At 70.2% G+C, this 15,355-nt stretch carries 15 protein-coding genes and 2 pseudogenes; 9 read left to right on the top strand and 8 right to left on the bottom strand.

Annotated elements, in window-relative coordinates; genetic code table 11:
* Positions 1-75: 75 nt before the first annotated feature.
* Positions 76-776 (bottom strand): annotated as a pseudogene (locus tag AC07BS_RS27345) (IS701 family transposase); the annotation flags it as partial.
* Positions 777-1,136: 360 nt separating this feature from the next.
* Here AC07BS_RS27345 and AC07BS_RS27340 point away from each other — a divergent pair.
* The 4 genes from AC07BS_RS27340 to AC07BS_RS27325 all read left to right on the top strand — a co-directional run bounded on the left by AC07BS_RS27340 (position 1,137) and on the right by AC07BS_RS27325 (position 6,151).
* Complete coding sequence (locus AC07BS_RS27340) at positions 1,137-1,586, top strand: spore-associated protein A (protein ID WP_478649679.1); 450 nt, start codon at positions 1,137-1,139, stop codon at positions 1,584-1,586.
* Between the two features lie 321 nt (positions 1,587-1,907).
* Positions 1,908-3,095 (top strand): glycosyltransferase, encoded by a 1,188-nt coding sequence (locus tag AC07BS_RS27335; protein ID WP_478934797.1) that lies wholly within the window; start codon positions 1,908-1,910, stop codon positions 3,093-3,095.
* 141 nt (positions 3,096-3,236) lie between these two features.
* Positions 3,237-5,417 (top strand): RNA polymerase recycling motor ATPase HelR, encoded by a 2,181-nt coding sequence (helR, locus tag AC07BS_RS27330; RefSeq protein ID WP_478934796.1) that lies wholly within the window; start codon positions 3,237-3,239, stop codon positions 5,415-5,417.
* A 134-nt stretch (positions 5,418-5,551) separates the two neighbouring features.
* A complete protein-coding gene (locus tag AC07BS_RS27325; protein ID WP_478649683.1) occupies positions 5,552-6,151 on the top strand; it encodes a hypothetical protein in 600 nt (199 codons plus the stop codon).
* 72 nt (positions 6,152-6,223) lie between these two features.
* Here AC07BS_RS27325 and AC07BS_RS27320 read toward each other — a convergent pair whose 3' ends face one another.
* The 3 genes and pseudogenes from AC07BS_RS27320 to AC07BS_RS27310 all read right to left on the bottom strand — a co-directional run bounded on the left by AC07BS_RS27320 (position 6,224) and on the right by AC07BS_RS27310 (position 8,499).
* Positions 6,224-6,700, bottom strand: coding sequence for an SRPBCC family protein (locus AC07BS_RS27320; protein WP_478934795.1), 477 nt, complete (start codon positions 6,698-6,700; stop codon positions 6,224-6,226).
* Between the two features lie 34 nt (positions 6,701-6,734).
* Positions 6,735-7,117 (bottom strand): annotated as a pseudogene (locus AC07BS_RS27315) (VOC family protein).
* A gap of 50 nt (positions 7,118-7,167) precedes the next feature.
* Positions 7,168-8,499, bottom strand: coding sequence for an outer membrane protein assembly factor BamB family protein (locus AC07BS_RS27310; RefSeq protein ID WP_478934794.1), 1,332 nt, complete (start codon positions 8,497-8,499; stop codon positions 7,168-7,170).
* Between the two features lie 358 nt (positions 8,500-8,857).
* On the opposite strand from AC07BS_RS27310, the gene AC07BS_RS27305 reads away from it, so the two are divergent.
* The 3 genes from AC07BS_RS27305 (at position 8,858) to AC07BS_RS27295 (ending at position 10,435) form a co-directional block, all read left to right on the top strand.
* On the top strand, positions 8,858-9,463 hold the full coding sequence (locus tag AC07BS_RS27305; RefSeq protein WP_478649694.1) for a sigma-70 family RNA polymerase sigma factor: 606 nt from the start codon (positions 8,858-8,860) through the stop codon (positions 9,461-9,463).
* Positions 9,460-10,137, top strand: a complete 678-nt coding sequence (locus AC07BS_RS27300; RefSeq protein ID WP_478649696.1) for a hypothetical protein — start codon at positions 9,460-9,462, stop codon at positions 10,135-10,137. Before AC07BS_RS27305 ends, AC07BS_RS27300 begins: the two co-directional genes overlap by 4 nt.
* 118 nt (positions 10,138-10,255) lie before the next feature.
* Complete coding sequence (locus tag AC07BS_RS27295; protein ID WP_478934793.1) at positions 10,256-10,435, top strand: hypothetical protein; 180 nt, start codon at positions 10,256-10,258, stop codon at positions 10,433-10,435.
* A 32-nt stretch (positions 10,436-10,467) separates the two neighbouring features.
* On the opposite strand, the gene AC07BS_RS27290 is transcribed toward AC07BS_RS27295, so the two are convergent.
* The 3 genes from AC07BS_RS27290 to AC07BS_RS27280 form a co-directional block, all read right to left on the bottom strand.
* Entirely contained in the window at positions 10,468-10,653 is a 186-nt protein-coding gene (locus tag AC07BS_RS27290; protein ID WP_478934792.1) for a hypothetical protein, read from the bottom strand.
* A gap of 124 nt (positions 10,654-10,777) precedes the next feature.
* On the bottom strand, positions 10,778-11,776 hold the full coding sequence (gene gap / locus AC07BS_RS27285; RefSeq protein ID WP_478649702.1) for a type I glyceraldehyde-3-phosphate dehydrogenase: 999 nt from the start codon (positions 11,774-11,776) through the stop codon (positions 10,778-10,780).
* 107 nt (positions 11,777-11,883) lie between these two features.
* The gene (locus AC07BS_RS27280; protein WP_478934791.1) at positions 11,884-12,840 is read right to left on the bottom strand and encodes a GlxA family transcriptional regulator; all 957 of its coding nucleotides are present in this window, start codon (positions 12,838-12,840) and stop codon (positions 11,884-11,886) included.
* A gap of 77 nt (positions 12,841-12,917) precedes the next feature.
* Here AC07BS_RS27280 and AC07BS_RS27275 point away from each other — a divergent pair, with 77 nt between their 5' ends.
* Positions 12,918-13,454, top strand: coding sequence for a hypothetical protein (locus AC07BS_RS27275; RefSeq protein WP_478934790.1), 537 nt, complete (start codon positions 12,918-12,920; stop codon positions 13,452-13,454).
* 61 nt (positions 13,455-13,515) lie between these two features.
* Here AC07BS_RS27275 and AC07BS_RS27270 read toward each other — a convergent pair whose 3' ends face one another.
* Positions 13,516-14,643: a hypothetical protein gene (locus tag AC07BS_RS27270; protein WP_478934789.1), complete on the bottom strand. Its 1,128-nt coding sequence runs from the start codon at positions 14,641-14,643 to the stop codon at positions 13,516-13,518.
* On the opposite strand from AC07BS_RS27270, the gene AC07BS_RS27265 reads away from it, so the two are divergent.
* Positions 14,627-15,355 (top strand): SDR family oxidoreductase, encoded by a 729-nt coding sequence (locus tag AC07BS_RS27265; protein WP_478649710.1) that lies wholly within the window; start codon positions 14,627-14,629, stop codon positions 15,353-15,355. The genes AC07BS_RS27270 and AC07BS_RS27265 overlap by 17 nt on opposite strands.

Here is a 15,355-nt window from a genome sequence, read left to right as displayed (position 1 = left end):
CGAGGCTGTGATCCGTCTCGGCATGCGCCGGCCCTCGGCGAGCACGGTCGGACAACGAACCCCTCAGGTGATCGTCGGCCGCACCGAGCCGGGGCGTGCGGTCACCGTGGTGGAGATGCCCACCACGTAGTGCAGCCCGCGTTCTTCAAGGCCGAGGCGGAAAGCGGCGGTGTCCCCGTATCCACCGCCGGCGACGGCCACAGGCACGTCGATGCCCCACGACTGTGTCTCGTCGACCATGTCCAGGGCCGGCTGCCACTTCTCGACATGGCCGACTCCGGCAGGGATGCCGCACTTCGAGCGGCGGGCCGCCTTGTCCGGATCTGCCTTCGCAGAGGCAGGGTCCCAGGCTTCAGGGAGGAACAGCCGCCAGTTGACAGCCGCCGAGGCGTGATCGGAGGCCAGGTGAAAGAGACTCCCGCCTGGCAGCTGGTGATCTTCCCGGCGGTTCCGGTGTACTGCCGCGTCACGCAGGCCGTGGAGTCGCCGTTCTTGAGAAACCCTGTGTCGTCAATGATCAGCGCGGTCGGCCTGATGGCCTGTTCCATCCTCCAGACGGGCCGGACCCGTACATGGGCCGCGTCCCAGGGACTGGAGGTGATGAAGTGGGCCGGAGCCTGACGGTTGCTCTCCTCACCGAGCCGGGCCGCCATCGGCTCGACCGACTTGCGCTGCCCGTCCAGCAACAGCCCCCGCAGGTACACCCGACCCCATCGACGCTGGTCCACACGCGCGAAGGGTTCGAATACATCCGCCGCGAAGTCCTCCCGCTGCAGGGCTCAACGTCCCGCTCGTTGAGAGCCATCCGGACCGCCTCCTCATTGAGCCGGGGGAGAGGTGGCTGGGCCCGGGCGACGATCTGGCAGTCAGGAGCGGTCGGTGGCCCGGGCTTTGCGCAGCAGGATGGAGATGTAGTGCACTGAGCCGTCGCCGCTGAGAGGCCCCATTCGCTGGAAGCGCGGTGACAGTGGGGTACGCGCCGCCGTGCGGCATTGGTGGCTGGTTTTGCATCGTGGGGGTGAAGGGGCGTGCAACTCCACGGGGGAGTGGGGTGTCTATATGGGTAACGGAGACGGCCGTCCCGCGCACCACCATCGACCAGCACCATGCGACTTGCGACTTCTACGGAGGACACAATGAAGCGTGCTGTACGTACCCGCGTCGCGGGAGCCGCGCTGATCGCCGCTGCCACGACCGTCACCACGCTGGTGGCGGGCGCCGGCACGTCCGTCGCCGCCCCGGCCCATGCCGCCGCCGCGTACAACCAGGAGTGCGGCACCGGATACAAGCAGGTCAATCAGATCCCGATCCAGGACCGCGGGACGGTCTTCCTGGCCTACAACGCGGCCACCGGCAAGAACTGCGTGGTCACCAAGCGGAACAGCTCGTCCGGCTCGCGGCTGTGGGTGGGCTCCTGGATACAGCGCAACCAGGAGCTGAAGTCGAAGCAGGAGCAGTACGGCTTCTTCACCTCGTACGCGGGGCCGGTCCATCTGGACGCCAAGGGCAAGTGCGTCGACTGGGGCGGCGAGATCGACGGCTACGTCGTGGCCCGCTACAAGACGAACTGCGGCACCCTGGCGTAGACCGGGCGCAGGCCGGCAGGCCCGCTGACCGGGGAGACCCTCGGGACCTAGGCGGTGAGCGGAGCGGCGGGCGGCCCTGCCCGTCGCTCCGCTCACCGTTGCCCGAGCGACCACTAGCAGGCGGGAAAACCAAAAAAGGCAAGGAGGTGAACTCACTCCTTGCCACTCTTAATTTATAGCGTACAGGGGGCCTTGCGGCAAGGCCCCCTTCATACCGCAGAATCACCGTTCTCAGGCCGTAGGCCGGAATCCGCGGAAAAGGGGAGTCGCGAAGTGCGTGTGCTGTTGCTGGCGTATGGATCGCGTGGGGACGTCGAGCCGATGGTGGGGCTTGCGGGGGAGTTGCGGGCGGTCGGGGTGGAGGTGCAGATGTGCGCGCCGCCGGACTTCGCGGAGCTGATGGCTGCTGTCGGCCTTCCGCTGGTGCCGCTCGGCCGGTCGATACGTGAGATGGCGACCGAAGCGATAGCCGGGGCGAAGCCGATGACGCCGGAGAGCCTGCCGCAGCGCGCGGCCGAGATGTTCGCCGCGACGTACGAGTCGGTCGCCGCGGTGGCCGAGGGGTGCGACGCGGTCGTGGCGACCGGCCTGCCTCCCGCCGCGGCCGCCGCGCGGGCGGTGGCGGAGAAGCTGGGCGTCCCGTACCAGTACGTGGCCTACTTCCCGACCTACCTGCCGTCGCCGCACCACCCGCCGTTCGAGCTGCCGGGCCGGCCGTTCCCGCCGGGCGTCACCGACAACCGGGTGCTGTGGGACCTGGACGTCGAGAACGTGAACCTGCTGTTCAGCCTGGGGCTCACCACCCACCGGGCGGCGCTCGGTCTGCCGCCGGTGGACAACTTCCGCGAGTATTTCCTCACCGACCACCCGTGGCTCGCGGCGGACCCGACCCTGGGCCCGTGGCCGGAGCCGGCCGACATCGACGTCGTGCAGACCGGCGCGTGGATCCGGCCGGACGAGCGTCCGCTCCCGGCCGATCTGGAGGCGTTCCTGGACGCCGGCACCCCGCCCGTATTCGTGGGCTTCGGCAGCATGCCCCTGCCCACGAGCGACGCGCAGGACGTCACCCGGGCGGCCATCGAGGCGGTCCGTGCGCAGGGCCGCCGCGTACTCCTCTCCCGTGGCTGGGCCGACCTGTCCCTGATCGACGACCGGGACGACTGCTTCGCGGTCGGTGAGGTCAACCAGCAGGCGCTGTTCCGCCGGGTGGCCGCCGTCGTGCACCACGGCGGCGCGGGCACCACGACCACGGCCGCCCGGGCCGGCGCGCCGCAGGTGCTGGTTCCCCAGATGGCGGACCAGCCGTACTGGGCCGGTCGCGTGGCCGAGCTGGGCATCGGCGCGGCTCACGACGGCCCGGTTCTGACCACCGAGTCCCTGTCGGTCGCGCTCAAGACGGCCCTGGCCCCCGAGACCCGCGCACGGGCCACCGCCGTGGCCGACACGATCCGCACCGACGGGGCGACGGTGGCCGCGAAGCTCCTGCTCGACACGATCAGCGGAGAATAGTCGCCGGCCCGGCCCGGTGATACACGCGGAATCACCGGGCCGGGCTCCGGGGCAGCCCCCAACAGCCGGCCCGAAACACCCGGCCCCGAACACAAGCACATGCACACCGGTCGCAAGCGGCCTCACAGCGGAGCTGATCACGTGAACACCCCGACCCCGACCACCAGCGCTTTCGAGCTCCCCGACAGGCTCTCCCCCAAGGCCGACCCCACGCTGATCGCCGGCGACGAGCAGCACTTCGCGGCCGTCGCGGAGTGCCTTGAGCAGTCCATCGCCGACCTGTCCGACCGCCTGGACGACCTGCGCAGGGCACCCGGTGGCGTAGGCCGGCAGGCGATGGAGCGGGACCTCGAGATCCACCGGCTGACCGCCCGCCTGCGCGCGCTGCGCCGATTCGGCCTGGACCTGTGCCTCGGGCACATGGTCGGCGCGGACGACTCCGAGCCCGTGTACGTCGGACGACTGGGCCTCAAGGACAGCACCGGCCGCCGGCTGCTGCTCGACTGGCGCTCCCCGGCGGCCGAGCCGTTCTTCGGAGCCACCCACGGCAACCCGATGGGCCTGGCGAGCCGCCGCAGGTACCGCTGGACCCGCGGCCGGATCAGCGACTACTGGGACGAGGTGTTCACCTCGGACGGGTTCGCCGGGCACGCCGCGCTCGACGACCAGTCCGCCTTCATCGCCAGCCTGGGCGGCAACCGCTCCCCGCGGATGCGCGACGTGCTCGGCACCATCCAGGCCGACCAGGACGCCATCATCCGCGCGGGATCCCGCGGCGCCCTCGTCGTCGACGGCGGCCCGGGCACGGGCAAGACCGTCGTCGCCCTGCACCGCTCCGCCTACCTCCTCTACTCCGACCCGCGCCTCGGCCACCGCCGCGGCGGCGTGCTGTTCGTCGGCCCGCACCAGCCCTACCTCGCCTACGTCGCCGACGTCCTCCCCAGCCTCGGCGAGGAGGGCGTGCAGACCTGCACCCTGCGGGACCTCGTCGCCGAAGGAGCCGCGGCGGCGACCGAGACCGACCCGGAGGTGGCCCGCCTGAAGTCCTCCGCCGACATGGTGAAGGCCATCGAGAAGGCCGTCGGCTTCTACGAGGAGCCGCCCACCGAGGCGATGACGATCACCACCCCCTGGTCCGACATCCGGCTCACCGCCAAGGACTGGGCCGTGGCCTTCGCGGCGGCGGAACCGGGCACCCCGCACAACGAAGCCCGCGAGCAGGTCCTGGAGGAGCTGCTCACGATCCTGATGGACAAGCACGACGACACCCACGACGGCGGTGACGACGAGGAGGTCTCACCCGACCAGCTCCGCAGGTCCCTGCTGCGCAACAGGGAGCTGCTCGGCGCCCTCAACCGGGCATGGCCGATGCTCGAAGCGGCCGACCTGGTCGGAGACCTGTGGTCGGTCCCCGCCTACCTGCGGATGTGCGCCCCCTGGCTCGGCCCCGACGAGGTGCGGGCACTCCAGCGCAAGGACGCCCCCCACGCCTGGACGGTCTCCGACCTGCCGATCCTGGACGCCGCACGGCAGCGACTCGGCGACCCGCAGACGGCACAGCGGAAGCGCCGGCACAAGGCCGCCGTCGCCGCCGAGCGCGCACGCATGGCCGACGTCATCGACAACGTCATCGCCTCCGACGACGACGGCGAGGGCGCGGTGACGATGCTGCACGGACAGGACCTGCGGGACAGCCTGATCGACGAGACCGCCCTGCCCGGCACCGACCTGGACCGGCTCGCCGGCCCGTTCGCGCACATCGTCGTGGACGAGGCCCAGGAACTGACCGACGCCGAGTGGCAGATGCTGCTGCTCCGCTGCCCGTCCCGCAGCTTCACCATCGTCGGTGACCGCGCCCAGGCCCGGCACGGGTTCACCGAGACGTGGCAGGAGCGGCTGGGGCGGATCGGGTTCGACCGGATCGACCTGGCCTCGCTGACCATCAACTACCGGACGCCGGAAGAGATCATGACGGAAGCCGAACCGGTCATCCGCGCCGCGCTCCCGGACGCCAACGTGCCGACCTCCATCCGCAGCGGCGACATCCCCGTCACCTACGGATCCACCGCCGACCTGGACTCGGTCCTGGACACCTGGCTCACCGCCCACGACGAGGGCATCGCTTGCGTCATCGGCGACCCCACCTTCCGATCGACGCCTCGCGTCCGCTCGCTGACGCCGGAGCTGTCGAAGGGCCTGGAGTTCGACCTGGTCGTCCTCGTCGACCCGAAGGCGTTCGGCGACGGCATCGAGGGAGCGGTCGACCGCTACGTCGCGATGACGCGAGCGACGAAGCAGCTCGTCATCCTCGAAACGGCCTAGGACCTGCCCGACGGCCGGGGCCTGTCCGGCGGGTTGGTCACCCGAGACGCCGGACGGCCCCGAGCCACCCGAAGCCCACTCCCCAGTGCTGCCGACGCGGTTCGTGTCGTGTGCCAGGCCGTAGGCTCCTGATCATGGGAGTGGACATTACAGCTGTCATCGTGGACTGGGCCGAACTGGAGAAGATCCCCGTCCTCGAGCGCGAGCGCGCGCTCATCGAGGCGGCGGAGCCGGACGACTACGACGGAGCGCTCGAGGACGGCTGGGCCTGGCTTCCACCTGGCCACGGATCGTTCCCTTCCTGGTGCGCACGGTACGAGTTCGGCGGCACCGTGGGATCGTTCAAGCCGCACTTCCGGGCGGGCGAACGATGGGAGGCCATGCGCGAGCACGTCCCGGACGACCTGCGCACCACGCTGGACACCTTCCTCGCCGGCCTGATCTGGCTCCCACCCGGCTCGGACGATGATCTGCGGGACGAGAACGGCGCCGAACCCTGGTACGGCGCCATGTGGGCCTACTGCCCGCCTCCGGACATACCTGCCCTGGCCCACGCGTGGAATGCGGTCAGCCCTCGCCTCGAAGCGCTGCGCGCCCCCTTCGACGCCCACGCGGCGGCGCCCGGGCAATGGGTCGGCACGTTCGAGGAATTCACCATGCTGCTCCACGGATGGGCCGAGGTCGTCGAAGAAGCCCGCCGTCGCGGATGGGGGCTGGTGGGGCTGCCGATCTGAACGGCCCGGCCCGTAGAGCACTGGCTACGAGGTATCGGTCAGATCAAGGCGGGCGCCAGTTGCCCGACGACATCACGTACCGGAGGCGAGCTCGGCCAGGTGGTGCAGCGAGTTGGTGAGGTGCTCAGGCCCGAACGGCGGGAAGTGGAGGTACTCCCGGATGGACTGCGGCACCGCCGACCAGTCGTAGGTGAGCGTGACCTCCGTCTCGGACGGGCCGCGCGGCGTGAGGTCGTAGCGCCAGAACCAGCCGCCGAACTCCAGGTGGCCGTCGTCCTTCTCCTGCCCCGTCAGCCAGCCGATGGCCCGCGGCGGGTCGAGCACGTGCACCTTGTTGGCCACCCGGTAGTCACCGTCAGGATGGTCGGGGTGGTACATGTCCATCCGAAAGACCTGGCCCACCTCGGTCAGCGGCGCCCGGTCGACGGCTTCCTGGACCCAGCCGGTGCCGTCGATCGCGGAATGGGTCGTCGGGTCCGCCAGCACCGCGAACACCCTCGCGGCGGGCACGGCGACGATCAGGGCGGCGCTCACGTTCTCCTGGTCCACGGTGTGCACAATCCTTTTTCCCTCTCGAGCGTGGTCAGAGCGGCTGGAGCCGGGCGTGCAGGAGGCAGAACTCGTTGCCTTCCGGGTCGGCCAGGACGCGCCAGCTCTCGTTGCCGGTCTGGCCGACGTCGGCGGGTCTGGCGCCGAGAGCGAGAGGCGCTCCAACTCGGCGTCCTGGTCGCGGTCGGTGGCGTTGATGTCGATGTGGAGTCGGAGCTTCCCGGTCCGTGGGTCGCCACTGGGGCTGAAGACGAGGGTGGGCTGCGGCCCGCCGAAGCCGGCGTCGGGCGGCCCGATCTCGATGCTTCCGTCGTCCTCCCGCCCGAGTTCGACGTAGCCGAGGACCTCGCTCCAGAACGCGGCCAGCCGGTCGGGGTCGGCGGCGTCGATGACCAGCTCACTGATGCGGCATGCCATGCCCGCAGTGTAGGGAGACATACGGAGACAACGACGCGAACACAGGAACGTCAGAGCCTGACAGCCTGAATCGTTTTCGAGGCGACGCCGTACAGGACACCCGAGACGACATACGAGCTGCCGGCGAGGGAACTGCCGGTATTCAGGCGCCACGTCGGTTCGCCGGTACGAGCGCTGTAGGCCCACCAGGCCGAGCCATGGGCGACGATCACATCGTCACCGGCCACCTGAGGAGCCGACCAGCACGTCTCCAAGCGATCGACGCGCCACAGCTTCTTACCGCTGTCCGCGGACAGCGCGAGTACGTACCCGCGCTCGCCGCCCATGCCGAACAGGTCGGCAAATCCCTCATGCCCGAGCCCCTCGCCGGACGTGAGGAAGACGCGCCCGTCGTGCTGGACGGGGACCGGGCGGCAGACGTCCTTGGTGACGGTTCGCCGCCAGCGCTGTTCACCGTTCGCGGCGTCGTAGGCGGCGAGGTCACCACGGACCGTACATACGTACACCGTGCTGCCGTCCTCCGCCGCGGTGATCACCCCGTCCATGGCGTCGGCCCGCCACCGGCGTTCACCCGCCGCGGTGCCGTACGCGCACAGTCGGTGCCGCTCGTCGAGCAGGTAGACGGTCTCACCGTTCGGCGCGAGAGCGATGGCGTCCCTTTCGCCGAAGGCCGGCGCCTTCCAGCGTGCCGCACCGGTGAGCGGATCCAAGGCCCCGACCGGACGGGTGTCGGCCCTCCCATCGGCCTTCTCCCCGGCGAGCTCGCCGACGCGGGCGAGCAGGAGCCGCCGCCGTGGCAGGGCTTGGACGATTCCGGAGGACGGAGCGCGCCAGCGCTCCCGCCCCGTCGCGGCGTCCAGACCGCACAGGACGCCAGGCGCCACAGGCCCGTCGTCGTCGGTGTTGCGCTGCAGGTGGACGCAGACGGTGGAGCCGAGTATCACCGGCGTCCACGGAGATCCCATGCCGACCGGCCCGGCGGACCACAGCTGCTGACCGTCCTCCGCCCGGTGCGCCCGGACCATGCCGTTGTCGGCGACCTGATACACGGTGCCGTCCGCGACGGCGATGGGGCCGCCCTCGCGGTACTCCTTGCCCACCTGCACACTCCAGCGGCCGCGCCCACTGGCGGCATCCACCGCGAGCAGTCGTGGAGGGTACTCCGTGGCGGCGAAGAGAGTGCGGTCGTCGTGAACCACGTCCCAACGCAGGTCTTCCCGCGCCTCGAAGGTCCACAGCGGTGTGCGCGGCGGCGGGGCGGGGACGTCCTGGTCCCGCAGGAGCTCCCACCCCGCGTATCCGCCGGCACCGAGGACGCCGACGGTCGCGGTGAGCAGGAAGGCCCGCCGGGACGGGCGACGTACGTTCGAATTCGATGACACGTCCGTAACCTAACGCGCCGGCAGGCCGCCCAGCCGGTCATGCTCCCGCCTCACGAAGCAGGGGTGGTGAGGGTGTGACTTATCCCACGTGGCGTATGGGAACTCGTTGCGTGTATAGGGGCAGTCACTCGTAGCCGCTGGTCAGCGGGCCCGACTGGTCAAATGTGCATGGTTCGTAAATACGTTCAGCGATCGATCGTGATCACTGTGTGATTTTTTGCCGGTCGCTTTGAGTGAGCGGGCGTCCTTCTCGACATCGTGGACATCGGAGCGAACAAGCTCTGGGCAACGCCCTGTTGGGTCGAGCCGGATCTTTGACGAGCGACAGGATCACGATGAGCACTGACCGGAGGCCCGCGTGAACGACGATCACCTACTGGACTCGTACGGGGGACCGTCCTTCGCCGGGGAGCCGCAGCCGCAGCCGCTGCACGAGCCGGTGCCGCTGCCGCTGGACTTCGAGGCGTACTACCTGGGCCATCAGGAGTTCTTCCACTCCTTCGCCGAGCTCCACCTCGGCAACCGGCGCGAGGCCGAGGAGACCGTCCATCAGGTGTTCCTGGAGATCCTCGCCGGCTGGGAGGACCTGCTGCAGGACACCGACCTGGACCAGCGCGCCCTGGCGGTCCTGAGCCGTCACGTGCGGGAACGGCTGGAACGGGAGGAGAGGCCGCCGGCGTTCGTGATCTCCGGACCGATAGCCCAGACCCTGCGGGCGATCCGCAGCGAGATGGAGATCGCCCAGGGGAACTCGGGCCTGTACGAGGCGATCCTGGAGCTGCCCACCCGTCAGTTCACGGTGATCGTGCTCAAGCACCTGCTGGGCTACCCGACCGCCCGCATCGCGCGGTTCATGGGCCTGGACCCACGCACCGTCGACTATCACGGCCGCAAGGCCAAGGAACGGCTGCGGATCCGGCTGGGGCTGCCCGCCGACACCCCCAGGAAGGGACAAGGGCAGTGATCTCGACGATCGACAAACTCCTGGCCAACGCCGCCGTGCCGGTCTCGCCCGGGCGCGGCTTCGATGTCGGCGCCGCACTGCGACGCCTGGCCGCGGACGCCGCCCGGGCCACCCCCGACCCCGCCCCCGACATAGTGCGTGCTGCCCAGGCGGGGCAGCGCCTGGGCGTCGTGGCCCGGTGGATCCTCAACCAGCCCGATGCCGCGCACCACGTCGACAGCCTCGTCCAGGACGGGCCCGACACCCCCGTGGAGGAGGACAGCCTCGACGTCGAAGGGGCCGTCGTCTTCGCCTGCCTGCTGTATCTGACGGGCCACCCGGAGTCGGCCCAGTTCTGGTGGCAGCTGGCCGCCGGAGCCGGCCACCGGGCCGCCGGATACTGCCTCCACCTGCACCACCTCTCCCTGGGCGAAGCCCGCGAAGCCGCCCACTGGCGGCACCAGGTGATGCACGCCCCCGCCCGCACGGACGCCCCGCTGGACGAGGACTTCATCGAATCCATCGAGGCCGTCGCCCGCTACGTCCACACCCACGGCTCCGAGGCCGCCGCCCCCACCGGGACTCTGGAGATGGAGGTCGACCGGCTCGCCGACCACGGCACCGGCAACTGCATCATCGTCCGCCGGCCCGACCGGCGCCTCGCCAAACAACTGCGGGACTTCAACCGCCACTGACCCGGACAGCGGCAGGAGCCCTCTCCCCACGACCCTTCGACCCTTGGTCCCCAAGCCGACAGGTCGCCCAGGGGCTCCTCGCTCGACACCCCCCTCCCGGACAACGAAGGGCACCACCATGCGCCTCATCCGCCTGCGCCGCCTCGCGCGGCGGCTCCACCGCGGCCCCCGCCGTGTCGCCCGCTGGACCGCCGCACGCCGGCGAGCCGCCCTCGGCCTGGTGCTGCGCGGCATCTGCTACGGCACGGGCACCGGCTTCATGAGCCTGCTCGTCTACTGGCTCCAGCACCAGCCATGACGCCCGGCCGAACGGCGGGCCCCGGGGGAGGCCTACCGCCGTGCGGCAGCCTGGCGCAGATGGCGGCTCACATCGCCGACCAGTGTGGCGTCAGCCAGGAGAACGCCGAGTCCCGCGAAATCGCCGTCGTCCCCGAGCTCGGCGTAACGTGCGATCAGGTTCGCGATGGCTCGGTGGCTCGACGTCGGATCGGCGGGCATCCGGGCGGATGTGGACATGGTCGCTCCGCGAGACGGGCGGTCTTCAGCCTACTGGCCGCTGCGACAACGTTCGACAGCCGACCGGATTCGAGGGGCGGCGGCGCGGCCGCCGGAGGCGGGGCGCCCCCCCCCCGGCGTCCGCTCAGCGGGTGGCGAGGAGCTCGAGCGTGTCGATCACGCGGTTCGAGAAGCCCCACTCGTTGTCGTACCACGCGACCACCTTGACGTGGCGGCCGTCGACGCGGGTGAGGGCCGAGTCGAAGATCGACGAGGCGGGGTTGCCCGTGATGTCGGACGACACGAGCGGGTCGTCGGAGTACTCGAGGACGCCGGCGAGCGGTCCCTCCGCCGCGGCGCGGTACGCCGCCAGCACGTCGTCGCGTGTCACGTCGCGGGCGACGGTCGTGTTGAGTTCGACGATCGAACCCACCGGCACCGGTACGCGGATCGAGTCACCCGACAGCTTGCCGTCGAGGTTCGGCAGCACCAGGCCGATCGCCTTGGCGGCGCCCGTCGTGGTCGGCACGATGTTGACGCCGGCGGCCCGGGCGCGCCGGGCGTCGCGGTGCGGACCGTCCTGCAGGTTCTGCTCCTGCGTGTAGGCGTGCACCGTCGTCATGAACCCGTGCTCGATACCGGCGAGTTCGTCGAGCACCGCTGCCAGAGGCGCGAGCGCGTTGGTGGTGCACGAGGCGTTCGAGACGATCGTGTGCACGGCCGGGTCGTAGGCGTCGGTGTTGACCCCGAACGCCAGCGTCACGTCGGCGCCGTCCGACGGTGCGCTGACGAGCACCTTCTTCGCGCCCGCGTCGAGGTGGGCCCGGGCGGCCTCGGCCGAGGTGAAGCGGCCGGTGGCCTCCAGGACGATGTCGACGCCGAGTTCGGCCCACGGCAGCTGCGCCGGCTCGCGCTCGGCCAGCACCGTGATCCGACGGCCGTCGACGACGAGGACGTTCCCGTCGACGGTCACCGGACGCCCGAGCCGGCCGGCGGTGCTGTCGAAGGCGAGCAGCCGGGCGAGCGTGGCGGGCTCCGTCAGGTCGTTGACGGCGACGATCTCGAGGGAGCTGTCGCGTTCGAGCAGTGCGCGCAGCACATTGCGTCCGATGCGGCCGAATCCGTTGATGGCGATGCGAGTCATAAGTGTGTCCCTTCCCTTCCACACCAGGCTCGCCCGCGGCCGGCGTCCCGGACAGTGGCGAGATCGCCACAGTTCAAAAGGATCCCGCCATGGGGGCGCCGGGCGGGTTACTCGCCCCGGGCGAAGGTGCGCCGGTACTCGCTCGGTGTGGTGCCGAGGATGCGCTGGAAGTGCAGGCGCAGGTTCGCGCCGGTGCCCAGCCCGGTGTCGGCGGCGATCTGTTCGACGCCGCGCTGCGAGCGCTCGAGCAGTTCGCGTGCCAGGTCGATGCGGGCGCGCATCACCCACTGCATCGGCGTGTAGCCGGTCTCCTCGACGAAGCGCCGGGAGAACGTGCGCGCCGAGACCCCCGCCTGCCGCGCCAGTATGTCGAGGGTGAGGGGCTCGCCGAGCCGGTGCAGTGCCCACTCGCGGGTCTCGGCGAACCGCTCGCCGAGCGGCTCGGGGACGCCGCGCGGCACGTACTGGGCCTGGCCGCCGCTGCGGTAGGGGGCCGCGACCAGGCGGCGGGCCGCGTGGTTGGACGCGGCCACTCCGAGGTCGCCGCGCAGGATGTGCAGGCACAGGTCGATGCCGGAGGCGGCACCGGCCGAGGTGAGCACGCTGCCCTCGTCGACGAACAACACGTTCTCGTCCACCCGGACGAGCGGATGCCTGGCCACGAGTGCCCGCGTGTAGTGCCAGTGCGTCGTGGCGCGCCTGCCGTCGAGCAGACCCGTGGCGGCGAGCGCGAAGGCACCCGTCGAGATGGCGGCGAGTCGCGCGCCCCGCTCATGGGCGGCGATCAGCGCGTCGACGACGGCCCGCGGCGGATCGTCGCGGTCCGGGAACCGGTAGCCGGGGACGAAGACGATGTCGGCCCACGCGAGCGCTTCGAGGCCGTGGGCGACGTGATACGCGAGGCCGTCGCCGCCGGTGACAAGACCGGGTGTCGCGCCGCACACCCGCACCTCGTACGGCATGCTCGCGCGGGTCGTGAACACCTGTGCGGGAATTCCGACGTCGAGCGGCTTCGCACCCTCGAGCACAAGGACGGCGACGCGATGGAGGCGGGGTGCGGGCACAGGAAGAGGTTACGTGGGGAGTGACGTCGATACGCCCACCGCGCGGACCGGGCGGACGGTGCACCGATACTGGACGGATGACCACGCCCGACGTCTCCCCGCCGCTGTCGCTGCCGCTGCCTCCGCCCTCCGGCCCCGTCCGTTTCCGGGACCCGATGGTCAAGAAGGACGAGCTCGTCGGGACGGTGCTCGTGCGGTGTCCGCGGTGTGCGGGGGCCGCGCACGTCGTGCCGGCGCCCGCGGCCCCCGACGCGGTCTCCACGCTCTACCGTCGGCGGAACCTCGTCTGCCGAGGCTGCGGACTGTCACGGCAGCACCCCGGAACGCCGATCGTGTTCCGCGGCGGTCCCGGGGAGGTGACCGACCCCTACTTCCAGGTCCCGCTGTGGCTGCGGACCGAGACGCGGCACGGCCCGGTCTGGGCCTACAACCCGGAGCACCTGGAGATGCTGCGGCAGTTCGTCCAGGCGTCGCTGCGGGAGCGGGAGCCCTGGTACGAGCGGGGGCGGAAGATGTCGTTCATCGCCCGGCTGCCCGCATGGATCAAGAGCGCGAAGAACCGGGACGAGGTCCTCCGCGCCATCGACCGCCTGCGCACCTCCCTGCCGGCCTGACCTACCGGGTGACGTACCGGGGCTGCCCGCGGTCGACCGGTGCGCGACCGGTATGTGACCACTACGTAGCCTCAGGCGTGGGCTCCGGCGCCGGCTTCTCCACTTTCTCCGTCTTCTTCGCCTTCTTCGCGGGACATGCCATCCACCGTGTCTGGTAGTCCATGCGCGGCTTCTTGTCCGCCCTCAGGATCGGAGTATGGGTCGTCAGGTCGATCTTCTTCACGGTCCTGGCACGGCCGCCGGCCTCGCCCTCCCAGTAGCTCATCTCCAGGTAGCCGGAGCTCTTCCGAAGCCATGGAGCGGACTGGAGATACACCTTCTTCCCCTCGGGAATGCTGACGATGCTCTTCTTCTCCTGAGTCCTGGTGTCGCTCCACTCCGTGGTCTCACCATGCCGCCGTGTGTGTTCCTCGCCTTCCAGACGGGCCACGGTGACGTCGTCGCCGAGGAGGCTGATGTCCAGCACGTCCGCGATGGCCGCCGAGATCAGGCCCGAGACATTCCTTTCGATCGACCGCTCCCGCTTCTTGAGCCTCTCCCTCTCCCGCGAGATCGCCCTCGACCTGGCCACGGACTCGTTGACCAGCAGTTCGACACTCCACGCGGGGCCGTCGCAGGCGCCGTAGGTGTCCGACACGGCTCTCTGGCCGAGGTCCACGTACCGGGCCCTGTGCGTGATGACGAAACGGCATGTCGCGTACCTGGCGGATCCCAGGCGGCGGTTCTCGGACCGCGCCCATTCCCTGTTGTTCCGCAGGAGGCCCTGGTCGTAGCCGTCCTCCTTTCCCAGGCAGTCGGAGATCCTGCGGTGGTCGGGGGACGCGGGGGCGGCCGGAGTGGTGAGCAGGCCCAGCAGGCCGACCGAGGTGATACCGGCGACAACGACATTCCACCGGATCCGAGGACACGCACAACGCACGGTGAACCCTATTCGTCGAGAGGAATACAGAGGAATACAGAGGAATCCCTGGCCGATCTGGAAAACGATCGGTTTCGTCCCCGGCCACGGCGGCTCACTCTCCCAGCCGGTGGCACGACGAGCGGAAGGCGATCGCCGCGGGGCCCGGGCGGGCAACACGTCACGCCCGAGGCACGATCCTGGCCTCACACTCCACACCCGTATGGGATTATCTGCCGTATTACGGATGTATCTCCTGGTGAAAGGGTGCACCATGAAGTTCGCGGTCATCGGCGGCACCGGCCTGATCGGGTCCCAGGTCGTCAGAAACCTGAACGCCGCCGGGCACGAGGCGGTACCGCACTCGCAGTCCACCGGAGTCGACGTCATCACCGGCCAGGGACTGGACGAGGCGGTGGCGGGAGTCGACGTCGTGGTCAACCTGACGAATTCGCCGACCTTCGACGACGCCTCACGGGCCTTCTTCCAGACCTCGATGGACAACCTTCTGGCCGCGGCCGGCAAAGGCGGCGTCGGCCATTTCGTCATCCTCTCGATCGTCGGCGTGGACCAGGTGCCGGAGCTGGATTACTACCGGGCCAAGGCGCTTCAGGAGGAGATCCTCGCGGCCGGGCCGATCCCCTACTCGATCGTCCGGGCGACGCAGTTCATGGAGTTCATGGGCAGCGTCATGTCCTGGACCGCCGATGACCAGACTGTCCGGTTGCCCGCTACCCCGATCCAGCCGATCGCCTCCAAGGACGTGGCCGACGCGGTGGCCGAGGTCGCCGCGGGCACCCCGCTGAACGGCATTCGCAATATCGCCGGCCCCGAGATCTTCCCCCTGGACGAGCTGGGCCGGATCACCCTGTCCCGCAAGGGTGACAACCGTACCGTCGTCACCGACCGCACCGCCGGCATGTTCGCCGTCGTCAAGGGTGACGTCCTCACCGACAAGGACGCCCACCTCGCCCCCACCCACTACGCCGACTGGCTCTCCTGA

This window comes from Streptomyces sp. NPDC044063 (assembly GCF_056434285.1).
This window is presented reverse-complemented; position numbering and strand designations above follow the sequence as displayed.

Coding starts and splice junctions, on each gene's coding strand:
- AC07BS_RS27340 (WP_478649679.1), top strand. CDS start 1,137: ATGAAGCGTGCTGTACGTACCCGCGTCGCGGGAGCCGCGCTGATCGCC.
- AC07BS_RS27325 (WP_478649683.1), top strand. CDS start 5,552: ATGGGAGTGGACATTACAGCTGTCATCGTGGACTGGGCCGAACTGGAG.
- AC07BS_RS27335 (WP_478934797.1), top strand. CDS start 1,908: ATGGTGGGGCTTGCGGGGGAGTTGCGGGCGGTCGGGGTGGAGGTGCAG.
- gap (WP_478649702.1), bottom strand. CDS start 11,776: ATGACTCGCATCGCCATCAACGGATTCGGCCGCATCGGACGCAATGTG.
- AC07BS_RS27265 (WP_478649710.1), top strand. CDS start 14,627: ATGAAGTTCGCGGTCATCGGCGGCACCGGCCTGATCGGGTCCCAGGTC.
- AC07BS_RS27290 (WP_478934792.1), bottom strand. CDS start 10,653: ATGTCCACATCCGCCCGGATGCCCGCCGATCCGACGTCGAGCCACCGA.
- AC07BS_RS27270 (WP_478934789.1), bottom strand. CDS start 14,643: ATGACCGCGAACTTCATGGTGCACCCTTTCACCAGGAGATACATCCGT.
- AC07BS_RS27275 (WP_478934790.1), top strand. CDS start 12,918: ATGACCACGCCCGACGTCTCCCCGCCGCTGTCGCTGCCGCTGCCTCCG.
- AC07BS_RS27295 (WP_478934793.1), top strand. CDS start 10,256: ATGCGCCTCATCCGCCTGCGCCGCCTCGCGCGGCGGCTCCACCGCGGC.